Source organism: Paenarthrobacter sp. E2MeOHC11 (genome assembly GCF_058744955.1).
The window spans coordinates 3,835,499-3,861,218 of sequence record NZ_CP196673.1; the positions used below are offsets into that span (position 1 = coordinate 3,835,499).

The 25,720-nt window shown below is 62.5% G+C and carries 21 protein-coding genes and 2 tRNA genes; 16 read left to right on the forward strand and 7 right to left on the reverse strand.

Going from position 1 to position 25,720, the window contains the following annotated elements; all coding sequences use genetic code 11:
* The first annotated feature begins 100 nt into the window (after nucleotides 1-100).
* The 4 genes from ACSSVG_RS17870 (at nucleotide 101) to ACSSVG_RS17885 (ending at nucleotide 4,538) form a co-directional block, all read left to right on the forward strand.
* On the forward strand, nucleotides 101-3,097 hold the full coding sequence (locus ACSSVG_RS17870) for a UPF0182 family membrane protein (RefSeq protein WP_231337958.1): 2,997 nt from the start codon (nucleotides 101-103) through the stop codon (nucleotides 3,095-3,097).
* 137 nt (nucleotides 3,098-3,234) lie between these two features.
* Nucleotides 3,235-3,308, forward strand: a tRNA-Met gene (locus ACSSVG_RS17875).
* Nucleotides 3,309-3,502: 194 nt separating this feature from the next.
* Nucleotides 3,503-3,576, forward strand: a tRNA-Met gene (locus ACSSVG_RS17880).
* Nucleotides 3,577-3,737: 161 nt separating this feature from the next.
* The gene (locus tag ACSSVG_RS17885; RefSeq protein ID WP_231337959.1) at nucleotides 3,738-4,538 is read left to right on the forward strand and encodes a GntR family transcriptional regulator; all 801 of its coding nucleotides are present in this window, start codon (nucleotides 3,738-3,740) and stop codon (nucleotides 4,536-4,538) included.
* Nucleotides 4,539-4,631: 93 nt separating this feature from the next.
* On the opposite strand, the gene ACSSVG_RS17890 is transcribed toward ACSSVG_RS17885, so the two are convergent.
* Together ACSSVG_RS17890 and ACSSVG_RS17895 are read right to left on the reverse strand one after the other, a co-directional pair.
* Nucleotides 4,632-5,420, reverse strand: coding sequence for a PspA/IM30 family protein (locus ACSSVG_RS17890; RefSeq protein ID WP_231337960.1), 789 nt, complete (start codon nucleotides 5,418-5,420; stop codon nucleotides 4,632-4,634).
* Between the two features lie 98 nt (nucleotides 5,421-5,518).
* Nucleotides 5,519-7,579, reverse strand: coding sequence for a TPM domain-containing protein (locus tag ACSSVG_RS17895; protein ID WP_492415779.1), 2,061 nt, complete (start codon nucleotides 7,577-7,579; stop codon nucleotides 5,519-5,521).
* Nucleotides 7,580-7,900: 321 nt separating this feature from the next.
* Here ACSSVG_RS17895 and ACSSVG_RS17900 point away from each other — a divergent pair, with 321 nt between their 5' ends.
* The 6 genes from ACSSVG_RS17900 (at nucleotide 7,901) to ACSSVG_RS17925 (ending at nucleotide 14,446) form a co-directional block, all read left to right on the forward strand.
* Nucleotides 7,901-9,619 (forward strand): trypsin-like peptidase domain-containing protein, encoded by a 1,719-nt coding sequence (locus ACSSVG_RS17900; RefSeq protein ID WP_492415780.1) that lies wholly within the window; start codon nucleotides 7,901-7,903, stop codon nucleotides 9,617-9,619.
* A 250-nt stretch (nucleotides 9,620-9,869) separates the two neighbouring features.
* Nucleotides 9,870-10,673 (forward strand): electron transfer flavoprotein subunit beta/FixA family protein, encoded by an 804-nt coding sequence (locus ACSSVG_RS17905; RefSeq protein WP_231337963.1) that lies wholly within the window; start codon nucleotides 9,870-9,872, stop codon nucleotides 10,671-10,673.
* Between the two features lie 14 nt (nucleotides 10,674-10,687).
* Nucleotides 10,688-11,641 (forward strand): electron transfer flavoprotein subunit alpha/FixB family protein, encoded by a 954-nt coding sequence (locus ACSSVG_RS17910; protein ID WP_231337964.1) that lies wholly within the window; start codon nucleotides 10,688-10,690, stop codon nucleotides 11,639-11,641.
* Between the two features lie 20 nt (nucleotides 11,642-11,661).
* Nucleotides 11,662-12,426, forward strand: coding sequence for a PIG-L deacetylase family protein (locus ACSSVG_RS17915; protein ID WP_492415781.1), 765 nt, complete (start codon nucleotides 11,662-11,664; stop codon nucleotides 12,424-12,426).
* A gap of 74 nt (nucleotides 12,427-12,500) precedes the next feature.
* Nucleotides 12,501-13,046, forward strand: coding sequence for a gluconokinase (locus tag ACSSVG_RS17920; protein WP_231337966.1), 546 nt, complete (start codon nucleotides 12,501-12,503; stop codon nucleotides 13,044-13,046).
* Nucleotides 13,043-14,446 carry a GntT/GntP/DsdX family permease gene (locus ACSSVG_RS17925; RefSeq protein WP_492415782.1) on the forward strand — a complete coding sequence of 468 codons (1,404 nt, stop codon included), beginning with the start codon at nucleotides 13,043-13,045 and terminating at the stop codon, nucleotides 14,444-14,446. The genes ACSSVG_RS17920 and ACSSVG_RS17925 overlap by 4 nt, the downstream gene beginning before the upstream one ends.
* Nucleotides 14,447-14,525: 79 nt before the next feature.
* Here the strand turns inward: ACSSVG_RS17925 and ACSSVG_RS17930 are convergent, their stop codons facing one another.
* From ACSSVG_RS17930 to ACSSVG_RS17945, 4 genes are all read right to left on the reverse strand, one after another.
* Nucleotides 14,526-15,359 (reverse strand): anti-sigma factor, encoded by an 834-nt coding sequence (locus ACSSVG_RS17930; protein ID WP_492415783.1) that lies wholly within the window; start codon nucleotides 15,357-15,359, stop codon nucleotides 14,526-14,528.
* Between the two features lies 1 nt (nucleotide 15,360).
* Nucleotides 15,361-15,966 (reverse strand): ECF RNA polymerase sigma factor SigK, encoded by a 606-nt coding sequence (gene sigK / locus ACSSVG_RS17935; protein ID WP_256492644.1) that lies wholly within the window; start codon nucleotides 15,964-15,966, stop codon nucleotides 15,361-15,363.
* 188 nt (nucleotides 15,967-16,154) lie between these two features.
* Nucleotides 16,155-16,622 (reverse strand): tRNA (cytidine(34)-2'-O)-methyltransferase, encoded by a 468-nt coding sequence (locus ACSSVG_RS17940; RefSeq protein ID WP_178996968.1) that lies wholly within the window; start codon nucleotides 16,620-16,622, stop codon nucleotides 16,155-16,157.
* Between the two features lie 62 nt (nucleotides 16,623-16,684).
* A complete protein-coding gene (locus ACSSVG_RS17945; protein WP_492415784.1) occupies nucleotides 16,685-17,629 on the reverse strand; it encodes a J domain-containing protein in 945 nt (314 codons plus the stop codon).
* 120 nt (nucleotides 17,630-17,749) lie between these two features.
* On the opposite strand from ACSSVG_RS17945, the gene ACSSVG_RS17950 reads away from it, so the two are divergent.
* From ACSSVG_RS17950 to ACSSVG_RS17965, 4 genes are all read left to right on the forward strand, one after another.
* Nucleotides 17,750-18,679 carry a diacylglycerol/lipid kinase family protein gene (locus ACSSVG_RS17950; protein WP_492415785.1) on the forward strand — a complete coding sequence of 310 codons (930 nt, stop codon included), beginning with the start codon at nucleotides 17,750-17,752 and terminating at the stop codon, nucleotides 18,677-18,679.
* A 59-nt stretch (nucleotides 18,680-18,738) separates the two neighbouring features.
* Nucleotides 18,739-19,416 (forward strand): hypothetical protein, encoded by a 678-nt coding sequence (locus ACSSVG_RS17955; protein WP_492415786.1) that lies wholly within the window; start codon nucleotides 18,739-18,741, stop codon nucleotides 19,414-19,416.
* Nucleotides 19,417-19,490: 74 nt separating this feature from the next.
* Nucleotides 19,491-20,168, forward strand: a complete 678-nt coding sequence (locus tag ACSSVG_RS17960) for a helix-turn-helix transcriptional regulator (protein ID WP_231337974.1) — start codon at nucleotides 19,491-19,493, stop codon at nucleotides 20,166-20,168.
* A 22-nt stretch (nucleotides 20,169-20,190) separates the two neighbouring features.
* Nucleotides 20,191-21,423, forward strand: coding sequence for a cysteine desulfurase family protein (locus ACSSVG_RS17965; protein WP_492415787.1), 1,233 nt, complete (start codon nucleotides 20,191-20,193; stop codon nucleotides 21,421-21,423).
* Here ACSSVG_RS17965 and ACSSVG_RS17970 read toward each other — a convergent pair.
* Entirely contained in the window at nucleotides 21,420-22,667 is a 1,248-nt protein-coding gene (locus ACSSVG_RS17970) for an NAD(P)/FAD-dependent oxidoreductase (protein WP_492415788.1), read from the reverse strand. The genes ACSSVG_RS17965 and ACSSVG_RS17970 overlap by 4 nt on opposite strands.
* Before the next feature lie 177 nt (nucleotides 22,668-22,844).
* Between ACSSVG_RS17970 and mnmA the strand changes: the two genes are divergently transcribed.
* Together mnmA and ACSSVG_RS17980 are read left to right on the forward strand one after the other, a co-directional pair.
* Entirely contained in the window at nucleotides 22,845-23,966 is a 1,122-nt protein-coding gene (gene mnmA, locus ACSSVG_RS17975) for a tRNA 2-thiouridine(34) synthase MnmA (RefSeq protein ID WP_492419241.1), read from the forward strand.
* Between the two features lie 108 nt (nucleotides 23,967-24,074).
* Complete coding sequence (locus tag ACSSVG_RS17980; protein WP_492415789.1) at nucleotides 24,075-25,700, forward strand: gluzincin family metallopeptidase; 1,626 nt, start codon at nucleotides 24,075-24,077, stop codon at nucleotides 25,698-25,700.
* The last annotated feature ends 20 nt before the right edge of the window (nucleotides 25,701-25,720 follow it).

Here is a 25,720-nt window from a genome sequence, read left to right on the forward strand (position 1 = left end):
CCACTCGTGGCATATATGACGGCCTCCGCCATATCCCAGCGGCAGAGAAAGTCAACCACTCGCATACCGACTGTTCACTGACACCAATGAGGTACAGAGTTTGTCCCGTCCCGCCAGCTCCAACCCGCCCGGAAGATCACCGCTGAGACGAGGTGCCCTTACTCCGACGCTAATTGTCGTGGCTGTGGCCGTCGTCGGGTTCATTTTCTTCGCCAATGTGTGGACTGACGTCCTCTGGTACCAGCAGCTTGGTTTCTTCGAAGTCTATATACGCGAAAACCTGGCCAGGATCATCACGTTCCTGATCGGTTTCGCCATGATGTTCGCTGCTGTTTTCTTTGCCATCAGGATCGCGTACCGTTCCCGCCCCGTCTATGCTCCGGATGCCGAGTCACGGGACAACCTGAATCGCTACCAGGCCCAGCTTGAGCCTGTTCGCAGGGTCGTCATGATCGGCCTGCCCATCCTGTTCGGTCTATTTGCCGGCAGTGCCGCAGCCAGCCAGTGGCAGAAAGCCTTGTTGTTCTTCAACCAGGAGCCCTTCGGTCAGACGGACCCGCTGTTCAACCTCGACATCAGCTTCTACCTGATGTCGCTGCCGTTCCTCGGCTTCGTCACCGGGTTCCTCATCAGCATCGCCGTTGTGGCCGGTATCGCGGGCATCCTGACCCACTACCTTTACGGCAGCATCCGCCTGATGGAACGCGGCATCTTCACCAGCCGTGCTGCCCAGATCCATATCGCAGTGACAGGTGCGCTTTTCCTGATCCTGCTCGGTATTAATTTCTGGCTCGACAGGTACACCACGGTGCAGAGCAACTCCGGCCGCTGGGCCGGTGCCCTGTACACAGACGTCAATGCCGTGGTGCCCACCAAGGCAATCCTCGCCGTTGCTGCCGGCCTCGTTGCCATCCTGTTCATCATTGCCGCGATCATCGGGCGCTGGCGCCTGCCGGTCATCGGTACTGCAATGCTTGTCATCACGGCCATCCTGGCCGGTGGCGTCTATCCGTGGGTTATCCAGCAATTCCAGGTACGCCCCTCGGAAAACACCTTGGAAAAGGAGTTTATAGACCGCAACATCAAGATGACACGGGCCGCCTATGGCCTGGACCAGATTGATGTATCGGCCTACAATGCCACCACCACTGCCACAACCGGTGCACTCGCTGCAGATGCCCAGACCACTGCAAACATTCGCCTTCTGGACCCGAACCTGATTTCTTCCGCGTTCGCCCAGTTGGAGCAATACCGCCCGTATTACCAGTTCCCGCAGACCCTGAATGTTGACCGTTACATGGTTGATGGCAAGGTCCAGGACACGGTGATTGCTGTCCGCGAGCTCAACCCGGATGGCCTGAGCGCCAACCAGCAGACATGGGTTAACCGCCACATTGTGTACACCCACGGTTATGGTGTGGTCGCAGCCAAGGGCAACAAGTTTACGGCCGACGGCAAGCCGGAGTTCCTGCAGTCGGGCATCCCGTCCAATGGTGTCCTCGGCAACGACACCACGTATGAGCCCCGCATCTACTTCGGTGAGAACTCGCCCGAGTACTCCATCGTGGGTGCACCGGACGGGGCTCCGAACCGTGAGCAGGACCGGCCAGCAGGCAGGGAAGGCGGTGGAGAGACCCAGTACACATTCAGTGGCAACGGTGGACCCAACGTTGGAAACTGGCTCAACCGGATTTTGTACTCCATTAAGTTCCAGTCTTCGGACCTTTTGCTGTCCGATGGCGTCAATGCTGAGTCCCAGATTCTGTATGAACGCAACCCCCGCGAACGCGTCGAGAAGCTGGCTCCGTACCTGACTGTTGACGGTAACGCCTATCCGGCTGTCGTTGACGGCCGCGTGAAGTGGATCGTTGACGGCTACACCACCAGCCAGTATTTCCCGTACTCGCAGCCGCAGCAGTTGCAGAACGCGACTGCTGACTCGCAGACAAGTGCCGGCCGGACTGTTGCCCTTCCGAACAGCTCAGTCAACTACATCCGGAACTCCGTCAAGGCCACAGTGGATGCCTACGACGGCTCCGTGAACCTCTACGCCTGGGACGATCAGGACCCCATCCTGAAGGCTTGGCAGAAGGTCTTCCCGACCGTCATCAAGCCTTACTCGGAGATGTCCGGGGATCTCATGAGCCACGTCCGGTACCCGGAGGACCTCTTCAAGGTCCAGCGTGAACTGCTCGGCCGCTACCATGTGACGGACCCGGACAGCTTCTACCAGAACAACGATGCTTGGAGCGTTCCGAACGATCCCACCGTATCGGAGGCCGTGAAGCAGCCGCCGTTCTACATGTCCCTGCAAATGCCTGACCAGGAAAAGCCGGCCTTCCAGCTGACGTCGTCCTTCATCCCGCAGACGGTAAACGGCAGCGCGAGGAATATCCTCTACGGCTTCCTCGCTGCTGACTCTGATGCCGGCAACGTGAAGGGCGTCAAGGGGGAGAGCTACGGAAAGCTGCGGCTCCTGGAGCTTCCCACCGATACGCAGGTTCCAGGTCCTGGACAAGCGCAGAACAAGTTCAACTCTGATCCAACCGTGTCCCAGGCATTGAACCTCCTGCGACAGGGAGCGTCGGACGTCTTGAACGGCAACCTGTTGACCCTTCCTGTAGGTGGCGGCCTTCTCTACGTGCAGCCCGTCTACTTGAAGTCCACCGGTGAGACGTCCTACCCGACGTTGCAGCGCGTGCTGGTGGCCTTCGGTGACAAGATCGGCTTTGCCCCGACCCTGGACGAGGCACTCGATCAACTTTTCGGTGGCAACTCCGGTGCTACGGCCGGCGACGCGGACAACAACGGCCAGACGCCCACTGCACCTCCTGGCACCACCACGCCGCCCACTGGCCCGACCGATGCCAAGGCTGACCTCAAGGCAGCATTGGACGAGGCCAACAAGGCGATCCAGGATGGCCAGGCTGCCCTGGCCAAGGGTGACTTTGCCGCCTACGGGGCCCAGCAGACCAAGCTTTCAGACGCCTTGAAGAAGGCTCTGGACGCGGAAACACGTCTGGGCGCCACGACGACTCCGACGGCGACGCCGGAGGCTACTCCCAGCGCCACACCGTCGGCTTCGCCGAGCAGCTAAGCGGCGACAGTGACTGCAGAGGGCCTGTGCCCGCTTCCTTCGGGAGCGGGCACGGGCCCTTTCGCGATGGGGGAGATGTACATCACGTAGCCAGGATTTGGTCTCCCATTCACCGGGCGGTAATGTTGTTCTTGCGACGCGGGGTGGAGCAGTTCGGTAGCTCGCTGGGCTCATAACCCAGAGGTCACAGGTTCAAATCCTGTCCCCGCAACTGGAGAAAAGGTCCGGATCAGTAATTACTGATCCGGACCTTTTGTTTTGCCCGAAATTGCCCGGAGCCACGAACCTGATCACCTTTCCCGTGAGGATCCAGTGGAAGCCGCGCATGCTGGAAGTGATCTGCGGCACCATTGCCCTCATATGGTCAGAAGTACCCTGAGGGGTGCGGTAGAGTTGTTCTTGCGACGCGGGGTGGAGCAGTTCGGTAGCTCGCTGGGCTCATAACCCAGAGGTCACAGGTTCAAATCCTGTCCCCGCAACTGGAGAAGAGGTCCGGATCAGTAAATACTGATCCGGATCTCTTGTTTAACGCCGTCCTCCTTTGGTGAGCAGGCAGTTGGCTGTTGAGCAGGGAGCCGGAATGCCGGTGCTAGCATCGGATCCGGATTTGCTGAGGCTAGACAACGGATGGGATGGCGCTATGGTCAACGAAGACTTCAACCCCGGCCTCAATCGTGAAGTCCTTCAGAGGGACAGCCCTGTCGCGGTCTATCAGCAGGTGGCTGAAGTTCTCACGGACCAGGTCAGCCGTTTGGAGCCCGGGTCACGGATACCGACCGAAGAGTCCTTGATGGACGAGTACGGCATTAGTCGTACTACCGTCCGCAAAGCCATCGAAACGCTCGTGGTGAAGGGTTTGCTGGTCCGCAGGCAGGGCAAGGGGACATTCGTGATGGCCCAGCGTCCCGTCAAGATGCTGAACCGTCTGGCGCCATTCATGGAGACGTTCACGGCGGCAGGCATGAAGACCGTCAAGGGCCTCATCGAATACAAATGGATGGAAAAAGACAAGTCAGTACCGGCCAAGCTGGTCTCTGATGACAACCTCGTCCTGGTGATCCGCCGTTCGTACTCAAGCGCCGGCTGGCCTTATGCCATTGCAGAGATCTTCATCCCGTCGCAGATCGGACGCCATATCAGCCTGGCGGATGCCGAGCGGAACTCCATTTACCAGGTCATCCAGGACAGGACGCTGAAGCCGCTCCAGCGGGCGGAAATCACCGTCACGATGCATGAGCCCCCGGAACACCTTGCAGACGCTCTCAACGTCCGTGGCTTTGCCATGGTGCCGCGACTGGAGCGGACGACGCTGGGCCCTCACGGGGAGGTCCTGGAATGTACGGTGACGTACTTCCATCCCAGGGGTTTCGAGATCCGCGCTGAAGTGGCAACGGATGTCAGTCCCGGGCAGGATTCAGTTGTGCAATCACCTGCGGGGTAAATAGACATCAGACAACAATGGGCCGGATCCTTGCAGGATCCGGCCCATTGCCTTGGTTCAGTTGTACGTCACAGGCGCTCCGCCTGATGGTTACTAGAGCTTGTCGAAGTCGGCTTCGTCGACGGTAGCGCCGGTTGAAGCAGGAGCTCCGGCGCCGATGGCCGGCTTGGAACCACCGGACTTCAGGGCTGCAAGGCGGGCTTCAATCTCCGTCTGCTCACCGAGGTCCTCGAGCTGGTTGAACTGGGCGTCGAGGCTGGAGCTGGCAAGCTCCTGCTGGCCCAGGACCTTGGCTTCTTCGCGGCGGATCTTCTCTTCGAAGCGGCCAACCTCGCTGGTGGGATCCATGATGTCGATGCTCTTGAGGGCGTCGTGTACCTGGGACTGGGCCGCTGCGGTCTTGGAGCGGGCAACGAGCTCGTTGCGCTTGGCGGTCAGCTGGTTGAGCTTGTTCTTCATCTGGTCAAGCCCGGTCTTGAGCTTGTCGACGACCTCTGTCTGGGACGCAATGCTCGGCTCAGCCGACTTTGCCTCTGACTCCGCAGTCATCTGGCGCTGGATGGCCACCTTGGCAAGGTTGTCGAACTTCTGGGCATCGACGGAATCGCCGGCGGAGCGGTACTCGTCGGCCTTGCGGGATGCGGCGAGGGCCTTGTTGCCCCAGTCCTGGGCGTTCTTGATGTCCTCGTTGTAGTCCGCCTGCAACATCCGAAGATTGCCGATGGTCTGGGCCACGGCTGACTCGGCCTCGGCAATGTTGTTCGTGTAGTCGCGGACCATCTGGTCCAGCATCTTCTGCGGGTCCTCAGCCTGGTCCAGCAAGGCATTGATGTTTGCCTTGGCGAGCTGCGAGATCCGACCGAAAATGGACTGCTTAACCATGGTGTTGCCTTTCGTCCTGCTCAGTGGTGCCACTGAAGTCAGTGATCAGTTGTTGTACCGCTTCTATGCGGGGCATGGACCCCACCTAGTCTGTCGGGCTAGAAACTGCCGGAGTCTCCGCCGCCGAAGTCGCCTCCGCCGCCGCCCCAGTCTCCGCCGCCACCGGAATCGCCACCGAAGAAGCCACCGCCGCCTCCGCCGTCGTTGTTGCCGCCCCAGCCGCCTCCGCCGCCGTTCAGGATGGAATTGATGAGGATACCGCCGAGGATGGCGCCGCCAAGGCCGCCGCCTCCGCCGCCACCGCCGAACATGCCACCGCGTCCGTAGCCTTGGCCCTGGTCTGCGTAGCCGAACTGGTCGACGTCGGACTGTGCAAGTTGGGCCGCCTGGGCAGCAAGTGAGTGCGCCTGCTGGGCGTAGGTCAGTGCCGTCACAGGATCATTGCGTGAGATGGACAGCGCGTAATCCAGATTGCGCTGAGCCTCGGCCAACCTGGTCCGGGCTTCCGTACCTACGCCGCCGCGTCGGGCAGTGATGTAGTCCGAGGTGGCGCTGATCTGGGCCTGGGCAGCCATGATGGTCTGCTGCAGTGATGCTTGCGCCCGGCGGGCCTGCTCCTGCTGGTCGCGAATACCGGACAGTGACTGGTCCAGGGCTTGATGGGCTGATTCCACCCGGCTGAGCGTAGCGATGGGATCAATCTTTCCGCCCTGGATCTCGGTTTTCACCTGTGCCAAGGCGGCTTCCACACCGGCTACGGGGCCAGCAAGTTCGGGGTGCTCACCCGATTGGATCATGGCCCTGGCCTGGGCGAGGTCCTGGCTGGTCTCCGCAACTGCGCCTTCCAGGGAGGCACGTGCCTCATCCAGGCTGCCGGCCGTCTTGGAGATGGCATCGATCAATACGTTGGTTTGGTGCAGGCTTTCCTCGGCGGCACGAACGGCCACTGCGGCCAGGCTGTTCTCGCCGGCCGCCAACTTCTCCTGGGCTGCGGTGACGGCGTTCTGCACGAATGCGAGGCGCTCTTTTGCCTGCAGGATGTTATCGGAGACCTGCGTCAAGGCAGAGTCGGCGTACTTTGCGCGCAAGCCCTCCAGCGACTGTTCTGTGTTGGCGATCTTGGAATCCGCGTCCCTGGCTCCGGCGGACACTGCCGCCAAGGCCTGCGGGGCGTTCTTTTCAAGCTCACGCAACGAGTCAAAGTCGGCCTTCTGGTCTCGCAGCGAAGCAAGTGCTGCCTCTGACCTGCGGATGATTTCGCCGAGCCAGCTCCGCTGTTGTTCTTCGGTGTCCGGGATGTGGTCATCAAGCTGCTGCTGCAACTTGAAGGACTCCGTCATGTGGCCCTTTGCTTCTTCAAGGGCTTTGGTGAAGTTGCCGATCGCGGAATCACCATACTGGGCCTGTGCGAAGCCGAGTTCCTGTTCGCTGGACTTGATGGCGTCGTCGGCTTCGATCAGCAGTGAGCCGCTCTTCTGACGTAGCTCCGGGATGCTCAGCCCCGCGAGAGGGTCCAGCTGCTCACCTTGCGGTCCATAGCTAGCGCTGGTGGCCTGGCTGCTGCCCTTCTTGCGGCGGTTACGCAAGTACAGGTACGTCCCTGCGCCACCGGCGGCTACTACACCGACTCCAACGAGGACGCCAACACCGGCGTTGCCGCTGGGCACTGTCCCGCTTCCACCGCCTGCGGCGTCGCCGATGGCAGCAGCCGTATCTATGGCTGCTTGGGCGTAGTCCTTCTTGCCGCCTGCCAGATTGGCAACAACGGCGTTCTGAGCGATTGCCGACTGCTTGGAGTAGATGGAGCTGCCCGAGTTCAGGGCAAAGTTGTACTGGCCAGCCGTGGAAATTGCCAGAATGGCGTCCGGCTTGCCCATGAGCTTCTTATCGGCAACGGCCTTGGTCCACTCCTTGGGGTCCGAGGGGTTGGTGAAGGAATCCACGGTGACAACGTACAGGTTGTACTTGTGGTCCTTGAGAGTCTTTTGGATGGCTTCCTGGACCTCGCCTTTTCGGCTGCCCAGGACGTTGGCGTCGTCCACGATGTTCTGTCCGGACGGAATGGTCACCGGATCGACAGCCCAAGCCGCTGTGGCCGGGAAGGCCAACAGTCCAGCCACGCCAATCCCGGCGAGTACGCGTTTAAATATTGACCGCATGTGCAACCCTTCAGCACGTCTGCGACTGGAACAAGGCGTACCAATCGTCACAGAATGCTCAGCGCCCCCACGCATGGTGTAAAGCCGCAGGTCGCTGTGGCAATTCCTCTTGATTCTATGGTGCACCCCCTAACCCGTCCACAGGGGTGAATATGCCACCAGCGAAATATAGGAGAGAGCAGGATTGTCCAGGCGTTAAGGGCAATTGCGGAGGGGCTGAAAGGGTCTTACTGAGCCTTTCAGGAAGCTCCCAGCGAACGTCCGCTTTTGTTCCAGTTATTGGGTCCATAGTTGTTGAAGACGAGGACGAAAGGAAGACCCATGACGGAGAACCCAGCGCAGGGCACCGCACCGGAGGACCGCGAGCCATCCGAGCCGCGGGACACCACCAGCGACAACACCGATGCCACCGCCACCCAGCAGCAGCCTGCCTGGACTTCAGGGCACGAGCCTTCAGGGCAGGAGGCAGGTGCCGGAAACGGTGCACAGCCCACCACGCCACTGCCAGCGTTCCAGCCGCCTGCAAGCCCGGCTGGCCGGCCGGATCAGGAGAACGCGCCGGCACAGCATGCCAGTCAGCACGCAGCCCCTGCCCAGCAGGCGCCCCAGCAATACACAGCACAGCACCCAGGGCACCACGCAGCACCCGCCCAGCCGTCCGGCCAGCCCAATGCCACCCAGCAGCAGCCGCAGTACTACGGCGCTCCGCAGCACCAGGATCCGGCGAACCGCCCGAACTACCCCCAGCACCAGCCGTTCTACGGCACGGGCGCAAACCCCCAGGGACAGCACGGCCCTGGAATGCAGCACGCACCCGGTAACTCAACGGTCGCCACCAAGCGCAAGCCCGCGTTCGGCGTCGGAACCCTCGTAGCCAGCATGCTCGCGGCGGGCCTCATCGGCGGCGGTGTAGTGGCCGGAAGCAACGTGCTCTGGGACCAGCCGGCTCCGGCAGCATCGACGAGCGGACAGTCCAGCACGGTCATCGTCAACAACAAGGATGACGTCAACGTGATCACTGCGGCAGCCGCCAAGGCATCGCCGAGTGTTGTAACGATCAAAGCAACCAGCGGCAACGAGGGCGGAACCGGTTCAGGCATCATCCTCGATGACCAGGGCCATATTCTCACCAACACGCATGTCGTGACCCTGGACGGTGCCACGGCCAATGCCGCCATCGAGGTACGTACAAGCGACGGCAAGGTCCTCAAGGCCACAGTTGTAGGCACGGACCCACTCTCGGACCTCGCGGTGATCAAAGTCAGCGACGCGTCCGGGTTGGTTCCGGCAACGCTCGGTGACTCCTCCAAGATCAATGTGGGGGACACCGCCGTCGCCATCGGTTCGCCTCTGGGCCTGACGGGTACGGTGACGGACGGTATCGTCTCCACGCTCAACCGCACCATCAGCGTTGCCTCGTCTGCCGTGCCGGAAGGCACACCCGACGAGAGCCAGGGCGGCGACGAAGGCTTCCAGTTCGCGCCTCCAAACGGTGGCCAGAGCCAGTCCACAGCCAACGAAGGCTCCATTGCCATCAACGTCATCCAGACAGACGCCGCCATCAACCCCGGTAACTCCGGTGGTGCGTTGGTGAACAGCAAGGGTGAGGTCATCGGCGTCAACGTCGCCATCGCGTCTGCCGGCAGCGGAACGTCCGAGTCGTCCAGTGGCAACATCGGTGTTGGCTTCAGTGTCCCGATCAACCATGCCAAGCGCGTGGCACAGGAAATCATCGACACCGGCAAAGCCAGCCACGGCCAGTTCGGTGTGTCGGTCCGTTCGAAGTCGTCCACAGGGAGTGATTCCGGCTTCTCTGTCGGCGCCGAAGTTGCCTCAGTGACCACCGGTTCGGCGGCAGCCAAAGCAGGACTCAAGGTAGGCGACGTTGTCACCAAGTTCGGCGACTACGCGGTGAGCGACCCGAACCAGCTGACGGCTGCGGTACGGGAACAGCCGGCCGGTGCCAAGGTCAAGGTCACCATTGAACGCGGCGGCCAGGCCCAGGAGGTTGAGGTAACCCTCGACGCCGCCCAGCAGTAGGCAGCGGGAACAGCGCACGACGGCGGGCCGGCACCTTTGGGTGTCGCCCGCCGTTTTGCCGTACCCGGCACGGCATCAGCCCAACGAAAGTCACGCGGGCAGCTGAAACAGGGGTTAACGCTGGGAGTGGCTTTCTGCGGGCAATATGCTTAGCTAGGACGAGCCCACGCGCTGGGCAATTCACGGCCACGCTGCTGCGGTTGGCCGTCCACAAGCATGGAAGGCTGCTTCGAAGACAGTGGAAGAGACATTGAAGATTGTCGTTCTGGTCAAGCACGTCCCGGACGCGCAGTTCGACCGGCACATTACCGGACCCGGAAACACCACCGACCGTGATGAGAGCATCTTGTCCGAGCTGGACGAGTACGCCCTTGAGGCAGCGCTGCAGCTGGCCGAGGAACGCGGCGGCCCGAAGGCCGGCAACGAGGTCATTGCCTTGAGCATGGGTCCCTCCGGTGCCGTCAACGCGGTGAAGAAGTCATTGCAGATCGGCGCTTATTCGGGCGTTCACCTCAGCGATGACGCTTTGGCCGGTTCTGATGCAGCTGCCACCTCGCTGGCCCTCGCCGCCGCTATCCGCCACATCTCGGCTGATGGCCGCCCGGTGGACCTGGTCCTCACAGGCATGGCGTCCACCGACGGTGAGACGTCGCTGATCCCGGCCCAGTTGGCCGAACGCTTGTCCTATCCGCAGGTGACGTTCGCGTCCAGCCTTGAGGTTGCGGGCAATCAGGTCACCGCCCGCCGTGACGCCGGCGCCTTCTCTGAAACGGTGGAAGCGCAGCTCCCTGCCGTGGTTTCGGTCACCGACCAGATCAACGAGCCGCGCTACCCCAATTTCAAGGGCATCCTGGCCGCCAAGAAGAAGAAGATCGCGTCCCTGTCGCTCTCGGACATTGGCGTGGATGCCTCGCAGGTGGGTCTCGCCGGTTCTTGGACAGTGGTGGAATCCGCAGAGGCGCGTCCGCCACGGACGGCAGGCACCATCATCACCGACGACGGCGACGCCGGCATCAAGCTGGTCGACTTCCTCGCCGCCCAGAAGCTGCTCTAAAGGGGATTCCAACCATGGCAAATGCACTTGTTTTCATTGACAACCCCGGAGCGGCTCTCAAGAAGAGCAGCCTGGAACTCCTGACCATCGCCCGCTCGCTGGGGGAGACCGCCGTCGCGTTCACCGGTGAGCTGAACGACGACGTCGCAGCCACCTTGGGTGCCTACGGCGCCACTACGGTCTACCTGCCGTCGGAGGAGGACCTCGACAACTACCTGGTTGGCCCGAAGGCTGCCTACCTCGCCGCTGCAGTGGCCTCCTCGGGAGCCACGGCAGTCCTCCTGGACAACTCTCCGGAGGGCAAGGAAATCGCGGGCAGGCTCGGTATCAAGCTCAACGCCGGCGTGATCACTGACGTCGTGGGCGTTGAAGCCGATGGCACCGCGCACAAGTCTGTTCTTGCCGGCTCGTACAACACCACGGCGAAGGCAACTACTCCGGTCACAGTTCTTTCGGTCAAGGCGAACAACGTAGAGCCTTCGCCGGTTGGTGCCGCGGCTGCCCCGGCCACTGCAACGATTGAAGTACCGGCGGGCGCGATCGCCAACTCTGCCCGCATCGCTGCCCGGACCGAGAAGCCGGTCAGCGGCCGCCCGGACCTCAGCGAAGCGAGGATCGTCGTAGCCGGCGGCCGCGGCGTTGACGGCGACTTCGCTCCGGTTGAAGAGCTCGCAGATGCCTTGGGCGCTGCGGTGGGCGCCTCCCGTGCCGCCACCGACGCAGGCTGGATCGGTCACGACGCCCAGGTGGGCCAAACCGGTGTCACGGTTTCGCCCCAGTTGTACATCTCGGCCGGCATCTCAGGCGCAATCCAGCAGAAGGCCGGAATGCAGACCTCCAAAGTCATTGTGGCCATCAACAAGGATGCAGAATCGCCGGTGTTCGAGATTGCCGACTACGGCATCATCGGTGACCTGTTCAAGGTTCTCCCACAGGCCACGGCCGAGATCAAGAAGCGGAAAGGCTGATCCCTTTGCCTCCTGGCGCTATGTCAGCAAAGAGCCCGTTCGACGCCTCCACGGAGCGCGTCGAGCGGGTGCTTTGTTTTACTGCCCACCCTGACGACATCGACTTCGGCGCTGCTGGCACCATTGCAGCGTGGACTGCGGCCGGCGTCGAGGTCAGCTACTGCATCATGACCGACGGTGACGCCGGCGGTTTCGATCCGGCCTACAGGGATCGGATCACTGAACTCCGCGCAGAGGAGCAAAGGCGGGCGGCCGCCCTGGTAGGTGTCACCGACATCCATTACCTCCACGAGCTCGATGGCTACCTTGAACCGACACATGGCGTCATCAAGCAGGTTGTGAAGCTGATCCGCGAAATCCGGCCGGACATCGTGCTGACCATGCACCCGGAACGGAACTGGGACCGACTTCAAAAGAGCCACCCGGACCACCTGGCGGCCGGGGAAGCCGTAACCCGGGCGGTTTATCCGGCGGTGGAGAATCCCTTTGCCTATCCAGAACTGGCCGAGGCCGGTCTGGGTGCCTACAAGCTGCCGTGGTTGTGGTTTATCTCCAGCCCCGAAGCCAGGGAGAACCACTTTGTGGATGTCTCAGGACACGTCGAGGCCAAGCTCGAGGCCATCCGTGTCCATGCAAGCCAGCATCCCGATATTGAAGGCATGGAGCGCGTTGTCAGGAGCATGCTGTTGGCGAACGGCGAGCGGGCCGGCCTGACTGCGGGTACCAGTGCTGAGGCCTTCCACGTGGTGTCCGTCAACGGTTCAAGCACCATCGCAGGTTTCTGACGTTGCCGTGGTGTAACCCGTGTCATATGCTTGATCTCGGTTAAATCATATTTATTCGAGGAAGGCAGACTTTGATGGCGAAGACTGCGCAACAACCCGTACTGGTGATTATGGGAGTCTCCGGTTCCGGCAAATCGACTGTAGCCGGTGTTCTTGCCGGCAAGCTGGGGTGGGATCTCGCCGAAGGCGACGACCTGCACCCGGAGGCGAATGTAGCCAAGATGCAGTCGGGGCTGGCCCTCAGCGATGAGGACCGCTGGCCCTGGCTGGGCATCATTTCGGACTGGATCCGCGAGCGGGCGGATGCAGGAACCCCGGCGATCATTACGTGCTCGGCTCTGAAAAAGAAGTACCGCGACGTGCTTCGCGGCGAGGGAGTGGTGTTCGTCTTCCTGCAGGGGAGCAAGGACAAGATCTCCGATCGTCTGGCATCCAGGCACGGCCACTTCATGCCGCCATCACTCCTGGAATCGCAGTTCGACGCCTTGGAGGAGCCCACGGAAGACGAGAACCACATCTCGCTGTGCGTTTCGGCTTCGCCGGCAGAAGAAGCCGACGAAGTCATTGAACGGCTCGGTCTCCGGCCCGCAGGCGCCGGCCCCGAAGCGACAGCCTCGTGAGGGTCCTGGAAACCGCGAGGCAAGTACAGGAATGGACCGGGCACGACACCCAACTTCTTGTGGTGGCCGCGCTGGGCATTGCCCTGATTGTCGTGTTGATTGCCAAGCTCAAGCTTCATCCGTTCCTTGCGCTGGTGCTGGGCTCGGCCTTCGTTGGCCTGGCCTCCGGCGTGGAACTGGGCAAGGTTATCACCAACTTCGAAGACGGGGTTGGTGGTGTCCTCAAGGAAGTCGGGCTGCTCATTGCCCTGGGAGCCATGCTCGGGAAGTTGCTGGCCGATTCCGGTGGCGCCAACCGGGTAGTGGACACTTTGCTGGCAAAAGCCAGCGGCAACAAGTTGGTCTGGATGATCACGCTCGTGGCGGTCATCATCGGGCTGCCCATGTTCTTCGAAATCGGGCTCGTCCTGCTGCTTCCGGTGATTGTCCTGGTGACGCAGCGGTCCAAGATGAAGCTGATGCGCATCGCCATTCCGGCGTTGGCTGGCCTATCTGTGCTTCACGGGCTCGTGCCGCCGCATCCGGGACCACTCATTGCGATCAGCGCAGTCAAAGCCGAACTGGGAACAACCCTCGGTCTGGGCATCCTCGTGGCGGTTCCCACGGTCATCATCTGTGGTCCGCTCTTTTCGCGGTTGGCGGCCCGGTGGGTCCCTGTTGACGCGCCCGCCGTGGCCGGAGGTATCGACACCCAGCACGCGGCAGACATGAGCGAAGTCAAGCGCCAGCCCTCGTTCCTGGTCACTCTGTTGACCATCATCTTCCCCGTGGTCCTGATGCTGCTCAAGGCGCTGGGCGGCATCATCTGGCCAAACCCCGAAACGGCACCAGCCATCCGGATCTTCTTCGACTTCGTGGGCCAGCCTTTGGTGGCCATGACGCTGGCTGTGCTCCTTGCAATCGTGACCTTCGGTTACGCCGTGGGCTTCACCGGCAGCAAGATCACCTCGAAGGTGGGTGAAAGCCTTGGGCCGATCGCCGCGATCCTCCTCATTGTGGGAGCGGGCGGCGGTTTCAAGCAGACGCTGATCGGCGCCGGGGTAGGGGATGCCGTCAAGAAATGGGCCGAAGGTGCCAACATGTCGGTCCTGGTGCTCGGCTTCATCGTGGCTGTGGCTCTCCGCCTTGCCACTGGCTCAGCTACGGTTGCCACGGTAACGGCCGCGGGAATTGTGGCGCCACTGGCGAGCAGCTTGAGCCCGACGCACGCTGCCTTGCTGGCCTTGGCAATTGGCGCAGGCTCGCTGTTCCTGTCCCACGTGAACGACGCCGGATTCTGGTTGGTCAAAGAACTCTTCGGGCTCACCGTTGGACAGACATTCAAGACCTGGTCGGTCATGGAAACCCTGATCTCCGTGGTGGGTTTCGGGTTCGTGATGCTTCTATCGCTCGTCTTATAGCTGCTGAAGGTACCGACACGCACGACGGCGGCCGTCCCCAAGGTGGGACGGCCGCCGTCGTGCATTAACTTCCCGAGGGTCAGGCGCTGAGCGCGACCACCAGGACCGGCTCAGTGGTGGGTGCGCTCGATCCGCCTGTGGGTTCCACCGTGATGGCTACGGACGATGCGGATGCCAGGCCCTTCACAACGGCGGGCTTGGAGAGCGTCTGGGCGTCCATGGTGCCTTGGGGTACGGGGGCCGACCCGTCCTTGGGAAGGGTCCACAACTGGTAGACCTTGCCTTCCGGCGCCGGGGCAACTCCATCCATCAGGACCACGAACGAGTCTTTGGCCGATGACGCGGAGATGGTGGCTGTACCGCCGCCGGGAACCGGCGCGGACTTCTTCTGGACATCCTGTGCTTGCAGCACCTGGTTGACTGGGTCATTCTGCGCCGAGACGTAGGTGCCGACTCCGATGCCGCCGAGAGCAATGACGGCTGCAGCGGCTGCCCCAACGATCCATCGGCGCGCGCCACCAGTCCGGCTGCGCTCCTCGCGCTTCATTCTCGCTGCGGCAAGTTCATCGACGACAGGGATCTCAGGTCCGGGACTTACCGGCTCTGCGGCGGGCTTCACGGAGGGATCGTTGGCAATACGCTCCATGATGTTGTCGAACAGGCCTGCAGGGGGCGCTTCCTCCGGCGCGAAGCTGACCGCCAGAGTCTCCCGGGCTTCACGAACCCGTTCGTGGAACTCCGGACCTTCTGGAGCATCCTTGATGTAGTCGTCTATCAAGGCCCGTTCTTCGTCACTGACAGCGTTCAAAGCATAGATTTCAGCCAGTTCAAGGACGCGGCCCTCGGCGAGGTCGGTAGCGATGTCGTTGGCAAACATTCTGCGGATAAAGCCTCCACTGGTGTTCTCACTCATATCAACCCACCCCCAGGCAGGTCTTCAGGCGCAGCAGTCCATCCCGGATGCGGGACTTGATGGTCGGGACGGCAGCGCCGAGTTGCTCGGCGACCTCCCGATACGTCAAACCGCCGTAGTATGCGAGGCGGACGGACTCGCGCTGGGTGTCCGTGAGCGTGCCGAGGCATCGGCTGACGGCTTCGGCTTCCAAGTTCGTGTCAGCCTCTTCGACGACCAGGTCGCGGTCCGGGTCCAGGCTCGCTGCACCGTATTTGGCTTCACGGTCCGTTGCGGCCTGGACAGTGCGAACACGGTCTATGGCCCGTCGATGCGCAATGGTCATGAGCCAGGCCAGTGGGGTTCCGGCCGCGCGATCAAACTTCGCCGCTCCTTGCCACACCTGGATGAAAACCTCCTGGGTGGCGTCCTCGCTCAAGTCAGGGTCTATCAGGACGCGCCTGGCCATACCGAAGACCCGTCTGGAGGTCAGGCGGTAGAACTCGGCAAAAGCCTGCTGGTCGCCGGTGGCCACGAGCTCGAGCAAACCAGTCAACTGCGCATTCAAATCTGCTGCAGTGCCAGTAGCCTCAAAGACCGGGGGGCCGGGGTTGTTGGGGATGTCCATCACCGTCCAGCATATGTCGTCCCGTTTGAATGTGGCAGCACGTCCATGTTGTGTTGCGGACGCGGCAGTGCGGTGCTTTACCGTCATCACCCTGGTCTGCAGCGCGCTCACGTAGGCTCCTCAACGAATGTCCAAGGCAGGACTTGTCCCTGCATAAGGTATTCGGTGCTGTGGCGCCGTTGGATGGGCTAGACCTTGGCGCCGGCAAATCCGTTCTGCCGCCAGGCTTCGAACACGGCGATAGAGGCAGCATTGGCCAGATTGAGTGAGCGGAGCGACGGCTTCATGGGAAGGCGAACGCGTGCGGTGACGTGGGGGTCCTGCTTCAGCCAGTCCGGCAGGCCAACCGACTCCGGCCCAAACATCAGGACGTCGCCTTCGCGATAGCTGATATCGGTATAGGACGTCTCGCCGTCGGAAGTGTAGGCGAAGACGCGCTCGGGCTTCAGTGCTGCCCAGGCGGCGTCGATATCCTTATGAACTGTGACTACTGCAAGATCGTGGTAGTCAAGGCCGGCACGTCGCAGCTTGGCATCGGAAAAGTCGAAGCCAAGGGGCTCCACCAAGTGGAGCTCAGCTCCCGTGATGGCGGCCAAGCGGATGGCGTTGCCCGTATTGCCCGGGATTTCTGGGGTGTGGAAGAGGATGCGGAACACCGTCCCATCTTAGTCAGGCTGTCCGGAGCGGCCGCATCCCGGTCTTCGGAGGTTCCGGTGGCCTAGTGCATCCCGCGAAGCAGCCGGGCCAGGACCGGCACCACCACAGTATTCGGAGCCGGCCCCGAGCTGAGGAACTGCTTGAGCCCCCTGACGAGCCCGGCGCCATTGACTACCTCCACGGCATTGTGGCTGGATTGGCCCTTGCCGTACTGGTCGATGACCGGTTCATGGAGGTTGCCGTCGGGACTGTGAAGGACCACCCAGCCCGTGACGTTGAGTTCGGGGAAGATGTCCTGCATATGGCGGACAATGTGGGCAAGGTGCGGGGGAGCCACGGAACGGCCGCCGTGGCGCAGGGAATTGCCGTCCCAGGCATAGGCGCCTTTGGGCAGCAACATGGATCCGACCAACGCCAGCCGGTAGCCGGAGAGGACAGCGTGGTCGATGTGGTTATTGTCCGACGGTGAGCGCAGGCCGTTGATGAGCCTCGCGGCGGGAATGGCAGGCAGTACCTGGCGGCTGATGAGCTGGACCGTGCGCATCTCCCTCTGGATACGCGCTTCGGCGCCAAAGATTCCACGTTTGCGGGGGAGTCCGTGGACTTGTTGGGCTGCTTCCGCCGCAGAAATGAGCGGAACCTCGTTGGGATCGTCAAAAGGGGGAACATAGACCGCGGGATCACCGGCAGTGTTGCGCTGGGCCTGGGGCCGCCTGACGTTGCTTGTGGCAAAGGGGCCCGGAGCAGCGGTGCCCGTGTAGTCGCCGGGCCTTGGCTGGCTGGGGCCTGAGGCGCCGCTGGCGTACCTCCGGTCGTACTCAGCCCTGCGCTGCGGATCGATCAGGGTTTCGTAGGCGAGCGTCACGCGCCTGAAAGTCTCCGCTTCTCCACCGTGATCGGGGTGTGCCTTCCGGGCAGCCTTCCGGTAGGCCACTTTGATCTCCTTGTCCGTGGCTGTGACGGAAACACGGAGAACCTGATAGTGCGAATTGCTGCCCTCGGCCAAGCACGGGCCCTTCTCTAAATGTCGGTGCGCTCCGATGAGACGCGGTACTGGCAGTTTATCCAGCCACTATGTGAACGTCGGCATCGGGGCTGGTGGTTCCCGGCTGGCATAATTCAGCCTGTGACTCCACCGGCAACTGAAATCCCGTCCAGTGTGCCGGGGACGATCGCACTGGCAATAAACCCTGCGGCCTCTTTTGGCCGGACCCGCAACGCCGGGGACCTGGCCGCAGCCAAGTTCCGTGCCGCCGGCGGGGACCTCGTCGTACTCACGGCTGACAGTTACGACGCCCTGAGGCGGCTTGTTGACCAGACCCTGGCCGGCACCAGGGTGGACGCCTTGGTGGTGGTGGGCGGTGACGGCATGGTCCATCTGGGGGTCAACGCGCTCGCCGGAACGGACATTGCCCTTGGCATCGTCCCGAGCGGAACGGGAAACGATGTTGCCCGACTGTTGGATTTGCCCCTTCATGACACCTCGGCCGCCTGCCGGAGGATCCTGGCCGCGATGCCATCAGGCGGCCGGAAGATCGACGTCGGACGCGTCACAGCGAAGGGGCGGGCAACCTACTTTGCCGGCGTTCTCTCGGCCGGGTTTGACGCTGCGGTCAATGAGAGGGCCAATTCCTGGCGCTGGCCACGTGGAAAAAGCCGCTACAACCTTGCCATGCTCAGGGAACTGGGCTCCTTCCGGCGGATCGAATACAAGGTCACTGCCGACGACGTGACCTGGAACCAGCCTGCGCTGCTCATTTCGGTGGCAAACGGGCAGTTCATTGGCGGCGGCATGCGGATTACCCCTGATGCTTCGCCCGAGGACGGCATGCTGGATCTGTTTGTGGTCCGACCCCTGTCCCGGCTCCGCTTCCTTGCTGTCTTCCCGAAGGTCTTCGCCGGCAAGCACACCGGACACCCTGCCGTGGAGATCAAGCGTGTGCGGAAGGTACGGCTGGAGGCAGAAGCCGTGGTGGCATATGCCGACGGCGAGCGCGTCGCCCCCCTGCCTGTGGATGTCGACATTGTTCCGGGGGGTCTGCGCGTGCTTGCCTAGGCAAGCCCGGCGGCTAGACTCGATCGCGGCAGATGGCTTGGCATGGTGACTAAGGAGCGATGGTGGCGCGTAAGGTTCGACGACGGGTGGCTGGGATTGCTGCCTTGGGAACCGTTGGTGTCGCGCTGGCAGCCTGCACCGTGAACATTCCGGATCCAGCGGCACCAAAGCCGTCGCCCTCGGAGTCGGTCCTGGCGACGCCCACCATCACGCCCGGGCACGATGCTGCCGCCGTGGCGGCGAAGGATTTGCCCTTGACTGAGGGGAACACGTTGGCCCCGGGAGATCCCGTGACGGTCTCCACCCGGTTGGAAGAGGTTCCGGGATGGGTTGTTGTTCATTCCGGACTCCAGGGCGAAGTCCGGTACCGGAAGAATGACGGCTGCACGCTGGCTGTCCGCGTCAGTGTCAATCAGGGGCCGTTGGTCGCCCAAGGAGACGATGCGGCGTCAACGAAGGAGCTCTTCCACTATCTTGACCCCGGCATTGCGGTGGACAACCTGAAGCCGGTGACACTGCGGTGGGGAGAGGATTCGGACAAACCGCCTCACAATGTCGAATTCCTCGCGTTGGAATCGTCTGCGGCGTCGGGCGGCAAGGCCGCTGTTGTGATGGCCCGTTTGTTCAGCGTCCCGGCGTCCTCTGTGTATGTGTCGTTGGCTTGCCCGGATGATGGTGCCTTGTCCACGGCACGCGCAGAAGCGGCGGCCCGGCTCGTAGTGGTGCCGCCGGGATAGCCCTGGCTCTGATCCGCAATGTGTGGTCAGGGCTATAAAGCAACGTGTCTTGTTTTTAGAGCTACTGTTGCTCCATGAGCGTGTCAGGCCTCACGTGGCTCCAACGGCTTTCGGCTATCGCCTCACTGAACGATGCCTGCCGAAGGGCGTTGTACGCCTATGTCAGGAACGCGGGCCACGCCGTGGGGCGCGACGAAGCTGCTCGGGCCATGGCACTTCCGCGCAGCACGGCGTCGTTCCATTTGGACAGGCTGGTGCGGGACGGTTTGTTGCGGCCGGAGTTCAGGAAGACACCGGACAAAGCCGGGCCAGGTTCCGGGCGCCCTGCCAAGCTCTACACTCCAGTGCTGGACGAGGTGGGCGCATCAGTCCCGGCACGCCAGTACGACCTCGCTGCCGATCTCATGGCCGCGGCCATCGAGGGCTCATCGGATCAAGGTACGCCGGCTGCGGAGGTGCTGATGGCCGTGGCGGACGCGAAGGGGCGCAAAGCAGGACGTCCGGGTGACTTCCTTGGAGTCTTGGCCGACCTTGGATACGAGCCGGCACAAGATGCCACAGGCGGATACCGCCTGCTTAACTGTCCTTTTCACCGGTTGTCGCAGGATCACCATGCGGTGGTTTGCTCAATGAACGGATCATTTCTCGCCGGAGTCGCAGTGGCCTCCGGCCGCGATACCGGCGCAGTGGTGCAGGACTCCGGTGCAGGCCACTGTTGCGCCCGCATCGCGGCCGAAACGAACGTGTCCTAAGCCCCGTCGGTAGAATGGCAAGGTGCCTGTATACCTTGACCACGCTGCCACCACGCCCCTGTCGGCCGAGGCGCTCGCCGTCATGACTCGTGAGTTGGGGCGAACGGGCAACCCGTCCTCGCTGCATGGTGCGGGTCGCCGCGCCCGGCGCGCGGTTGAGGACGCCCGCGAAACATTGGCCGCAGCTGCCGGGGCGCACCCCTCGGAGGTTATCTTCACCTCGGGTGGGACGGAGGCAGACAACCTGGCAGTCAAGGGCCTGTTCTGGGCCCGCCACGGCGAGGATTCCCGCCGGAAGCGGATCCTGTGCTCCGCCGTCGAGCATCATGCGGTCCTGGACACCGTGGAGTGGCTGGAGCGGCAGGAGGGCGCGGATGTTGTGTGGCTTCCTGTCGATGGGACCGGCACGGTGCAGCTTGGGGACGTCAAGCGGGAAATTGAGCGGGACCCCGAATCCGTGGCCCTGGTGACAGTTATGTGGGCCAACAACGAGGTCGGGACCATCCAGCCGGTGGCGGACATCGTGGAGCTTGCAAAGCCCCACGGAATCCCGGTCCATTCGGATGCCGTCCAGGCTTTCGGCTCTGTCCCCCTGGATTTCCGCGGCTCCGGCCTCGCTGCCATGTCTGTGTCGGGCCACAAGCTTGGTGGCCCTGTAGGTGTTGGTGCGCTCTTCCTGGGACGGTCCGTGAAGTTGACGCCTGTGCAGCACGGCGGTGGGCAGGAACGCGACGTTCGCTCGGGAACACTGGACACGCCGGCGATTGCCGCTTTTGCCGCCGCTGCTGAGGCAGTCACTGTGAATCTGGCGCAAGAGGGGGAGCGACTCAGCGCACTGCGCGACCATCTCATCGATGGCGTTCGCGCTTCTGTTCCGGATGCAGTGCTGCGTGGTGCCGCTGGTGCAGGCCGCCTGCCAGGAAATGCCCACTTCACTTTTCCGGGGTGTGAAGGAGATTCGCTGCTGTTCCTCCTGGACCTCGCGGGTGTTGAATCATCCACCGGTTCTGCATGCACGGCCGGAGTCCCGCGGCCCTCGCACGTCTTGTTGGCCATGGGCCTTGATGAGGACACCGCACGCGGAGCCCAGCGCTTCACGTTGGGCCACAGCTCCACGGAAGCGGATGTGGACGCGCTCCTCAAGGCACTCCCCGAGGCTTGCTCCCGGGCGCGGCAGGCCGGTATGGCAGGTCACGAATCCAGCATCCAAACGGCTGCCACGGTAGCCCGGCAGGGTGCGGCCGAACCGAACTAGCTTCGATGCCCGCTGGGCAAGAGTTCCTCCAGTGGCACCCCGGGATCCGTAAGCAGAGCGACGTCCGCGCGGACGCGAGTCGAAATCAACGCTTTGATGGGTTTTTGCACGCGGCGCTGGTTGACGCTCATGCCGGCAACTACCTGCTGTTCCCGCAACCAGAAGGCAATGAAGCTGCCGTCATCCAGTGAGCCGCGGATGACAGGCTCAACGCCGGACGCCAGGGACGGAAACCCCGAGTACTCCATGCTGAGATCGAACTGGTCCGTATAGAAGTAGGGCACTACATCCAAAACGGCTTCCTGGCCAAGCATGGACTTTGCGGCCACCTTCCCGCCGTTGAGCGCATTGGCCCAGTGTTCGCTGCGGTGATGTTCCCCGGTGAAGGGGTGGAAGGCATTTGCCACGTCTCCAGCTGCGAAGACGTCGGGCGCGCTGGTGTGGAGTCCCGCGTCCACCAGGATTCCGTTGCGGAGTGCGAGCCCGGCTGCTTCGGCAAGTGCTGTATTCGGCAGAACGCCAACTGCAATGATGACGACGTCGGCTGCCAGCGTTTCCCCGGTATTCGTCCGGACCGCTGTGGGCTTGCCGTGCTTCCCTTCAATCCCTGCGGCGCTGGCGGGAAGCCGGAAGTGGACGCCATGTTCGGTATGGATTTGTTGGAAATACCTGCCAAGCCTGGGCCCGATTGCCGCGCTCAGGGGAATGTCTTCGAGACCTAGCAGGGTGACCTCGTTGCCGTAGGTGCGCGCGGCCGCTGACAGTTCCATTCCGATCCAGCCTGACCCGATCATGACGACGCTTCGGCCCCCTTCCCTGAGGAGGGATCTGAGCCGCAGACTGTCGTCAAAGGTCCGGAACGTCATCACGCCGTCCAGGTCTGCGCCGGGGATCGGGACTGTCCGCGGTTGTGCGCCGGTTGCCAGAAGCAGCTTGGAGTATCCCAGGCCCCGGCCATTGGACAGGGCGACCTCATGGTCTCCCAGGTTGATCCCGCTCACGGGGCTGGCGAGGAGGACCTCGACGTCATTGTCCTGGTACCAACCGGCCGGCATCACCTCAACGGCATCGTCTCCCACCTTTTCCACGAGGAATTCCTTGGACAACGGCGGACGGATGTAGGGAATCCGGTTCTCGGCGCCAATCAGTGTGATGGGACCCGAATAGCCTTCGGACCGCAATGTCCGGGCTGCGGTGGCGCCGGCAAGCCCACCGCCGGCGATGACGATTCGTTCGTGTGCCATGTCAGCTCGATTCTAAAACCAGTAGTTTTGACTTTAGAAGCGCATGCCGGACCGGTCAAGGGATTTAGCGCAGCCCTTGCACGGCAAGCTAGAATAGATGGGCACCCCGGCTATCCTGAGCCGGAATCGATGCCATAGCCCCAAATACAGAAAGCCAGCATGCGAGTACTTGCAGCAATGAGCGGCGGAGTGGACTCCGCCGTGGCCGCCGCCCGCGCCGTAGAGGCCGGACACGACGTCGTCGGAGTCCACCTCGCGTTGTCGCGGATGCCCGGCACCCTGCGCACCGGAAGCCGGGGCTGCTGCACCATCGAGGACTCCCGTGACGCCTGGCGTGCTTGCGACGTCCTGGGCATCCCCTACTACGTGTGGGACTTCTCGGAACGCTTCAAGGAAGACGTCGTCCAGGACTTCATTGACGAATACGCCGCTGGCCGCACCCCCAACCCCTGCATGCGGTGCAACGAGCGCATCAAATTCGCTGCCCTCTTGGAGAAAGCCATAGCCCTGGGCTTCGACGCCGTATGCACCGGGCACTATGCCAAGGTGATCGAAGATGCCGACGGCAACCGAGAACTCCACCGGGCTGCAGATTGGGCCAAGGACCAGAGCTACGTCCTCGGCGTCCTGACCCATGAGCAGCTCAAGCACTCCATGTTCCCGCTGGCGGAGACCCCGTCCAAGGCAGAAGTGCGCGCCGAAGCGGAACGTCGGGGCCTGTCCGTGGCCAATAAGCCCGACAGCCACGATATCTGCTTCATTTCCGACGGCGACACCCGTGGGTGGCTCGCCGAAAAGATCGACATGACCACCGGCGACATCGTTGACGAGACCGGGGCCAAGGTGGGAGAACACCCCGGCGCCAACGCCTTCACGGTGGGACAGCGTCGCGGCCTCAAGCTGGGAACCCCCGCGGCTGACGGCAAACCACGCTTCGTCCTTGAGATCCGTCCCAAGGAAAACAAGGTAGTTGTGGGACCGGAAGCATTGCTGGCCATCGACGAAATCAGGGGCATCAAGGTTTCGTGGGCAGGGTTGCCCATCTCCGAGGTTGCTACTGGCGCCGACTTTGGCTGCCATGCCCAAGTGCGGGCCCACGGTGACCCCGTTCCAGCGGTGGCACACGTTGAATTGGTCGACGACGAATCGGGTGTTCAGCGGGCCGAGCTCGTTGTCACACTGACCGATCCGCTCCGCGGTGTGGCTCCGGGCCAGACCGTGGTCCTTTATCAGGGCAGCCGGGTCTTGGGCCAGGCGACCATCGACGCCGCCCGCTCTCTTCAGCGCGTAGCGCTTTAGGTTCCAGCGCTCTAGTAGTTATTGCCACCGGATTCCACCGACTCCATACTGGGCTAAGCAGCGCTTCCGCTGCGGTGTTTGGGGTCCGCATTCGGGATGGCGATGACTGTGGCATTTCCAAAGAAGAGTCCGGGAGACATCAAAGCCGGGCAGATGGTCTCCGTGACCGTTCTGGCCGAGGGGCCGATTGGCGCCTCGGGGGCGCCCCCGCTGACAGCCCAGGTTCGCATTCCGGTGGAACGCCTAAGGCGTGGTCCCACGGGTCACCGCTACGCCATCCACATCCGGAAGTGGCGCGGCACTACGGTGTCCCCGGTGACCCTGACCCAACAGGGAGATCCTTGGCAGCTGGTCTCGGAACCTCCGCCAACGGGCTTACGTGAACTTTTGGATGACACCCGTTTCCTGGCCCAGCACGTCTATGGCGTGGCGATGAGCACCTTGGACATTTTTGAAAGCACGCTCGGCAGGCGCATGCCATGGAATCCTGAGGGCCGGGTGGTTCTCAAGGCGCGGGACATGATCACCGCCACTGACACAGGCTATGAGCGCGGAACCAACGTCATTCGCTTCGGGTCCGTGGACCGAATGGGCTACAAAGTGCCGACTGCCCTCTATCGCGACATAGTTGCCCACGAAGTGACGCACGCGATTCTGGATGGTTTCCGGCCGGCCTGGGCCGACCAGATGGCCACCATGGAGCAACTGGCCATGCACGAAGCCTTGGCCGATATCGTAGCCATTCTTTCCGTCTTCTCATCCCGTGAAGTGGTCTACCGGCAACTCGAAGCGGCAGGCGGTGGTTTTGAGGCCGGGCAGGTTGTGGATGATGCCGTCCTGATGCGTTCCCTCTTCGACTTCGCACGCGACCTTTTTGCCCGCGGTCCCTTGCGTGAACCTTTCGTCGGCGCCGTGCCGGAAGACTGGCAGGCAATGCCGGAGCCCCATGCGCGCGGCGCCGTCGTGGTGGGTGCGGTGCTACGGTCCGTCCAACGACTGTGGTCGGAACGGAACGCCCGCTTCGGGGACAGTCAAAGCCTCCAACAGAAGGCCGAATCGGGTTCGATCGTGGCTATCAGGGTCTTGCGGATGGTGATTCGCGGACTCTCGTATATGCCTCCGGTTGACGTCTCGTGGCGGGATCTCCTGCGCGGCATCATTGCCGCTGACGTGGACATGGTTCCCGAAGACAACTACGGGTATCGCGAGGCACTCCAAACCGAGTTCTCCGCGATCGGTATCCGTCGAGTGTCAATGAACAACATCAGCGGCGTGGACAATTACCAGGGACTCCGTTATCCCATCAGGCTTTCTGCCCTCGGCTCCGACCCCCAGGAGGTGCAACGTTTCGTCTGGGAGAATCCCCGGCTCCTGGAGGCGGCGCGGCTTGAACGGCGGACGCCCCTGAGTTCCACGCGTGTACGCACCTCTGAGCGTGTCTCCCCGGACGGTTTCATCATTTCCGAGATAGGGGCCTCGTTCATCCAGACGGTCCGTATGAGCCGACGGGAGGCGTACGTCCGCCTTGGCCTGAGGACGCGGAGGGACTTCGTGGACATCCGTGGGGGAGGGCTGCTGCGCTTCGACGCCGGCGGCCGCCTTGTGTATGCCGCCCTGAAACCAGTCATGGACAGGGAGCGCCAAGGACAGCTATTTGGCTCCGACCAACGTCATGATGCCGAAGAAGCTGCCTCGTCCGGAGTCCGGGACAAGTTCCATGGCACGGGCGACTAGCTGATGAGGGGATGAAGCGG

What these genes read in the sequence shown, in the direction of transcription:
- sigK (WP_256492644.1), bottom strand. Translation starts at nt 15,966, where the DNA reads ATGGACATCCCCAACAACCCCGGCCCCCCGGTCTTTGAGGCTACTGGC.
- ACSSVG_RS17930 (WP_492415783.1), bottom strand. Translation starts at nt 15,359, where the DNA reads ATGAGTGAGAACACCAGTGGAGGCTTTATCCGCAGAATGTTTGCCAAC.
- ACSSVG_RS17890 (WP_231337960.1), bottom strand. Translation starts at nt 5,420, where the DNA reads ATGGTTAAGCAGTCCATTTTCGGTCGGATCTCGCAGCTCGCCAAGGCA.
- ACSSVG_RS17915 (WP_492415781.1), top strand. Translation starts at nt 11,662, where the DNA reads ATGTCAGCAAAGAGCCCGTTCGACGCCTCCACGGAGCGCGTCGAGCGG.
- ACSSVG_RS17895 (WP_492415779.1), bottom strand. Translation starts at nt 7,579, where the DNA reads ATGCGGTCAATATTTAAACGCGTACTCGCCGGGATTGGCGTGGCTGGA.
- ACSSVG_RS17970 (WP_492415788.1), bottom strand. Translation starts at nt 22,667, where the DNA reads ATGGCACACGAACGAATCGTCATCGCCGGCGGTGGGCTTGCCGGCGCC.
- ACSSVG_RS17910 (WP_231337964.1), top strand. Translation starts at nt 10,688, where the DNA reads ATGGCAAATGCACTTGTTTTCATTGACAACCCCGGAGCGGCTCTCAAG.
- ACSSVG_RS17960 (WP_231337974.1), top strand. Translation starts at nt 19,491, where the DNA reads ATGAGCGTGTCAGGCCTCACGTGGCTCCAACGGCTTTCGGCTATCGCC.
- ACSSVG_RS17900 (WP_492415780.1), top strand. Translation starts at nt 7,901, where the DNA reads ATGACGGAGAACCCAGCGCAGGGCACCGCACCGGAGGACCGCGAGCCA.
- mnmA (WP_492419241.1), top strand. Translation starts at nt 22,845, where the DNA reads ATGAGCGGCGGAGTGGACTCCGCCGTGGCCGCCGCCCGCGCCGTAGAG.
- ACSSVG_RS17885 (WP_231337959.1), top strand. Translation starts at nt 3,738, where the DNA reads ATGGTCAACGAAGACTTCAACCCCGGCCTCAATCGTGAAGTCCTTCAG.
- ACSSVG_RS17920 (WP_231337966.1), top strand. Translation starts at nt 12,501, where the DNA reads ATGGCGAAGACTGCGCAACAACCCGTACTGGTGATTATGGGAGTCTCC.
- ACSSVG_RS17955 (WP_492415786.1), top strand. Translation starts at nt 18,739, where the DNA reads ATGGTGGCGCGTAAGGTTCGACGACGGGTGGCTGGGATTGCTGCCTTG.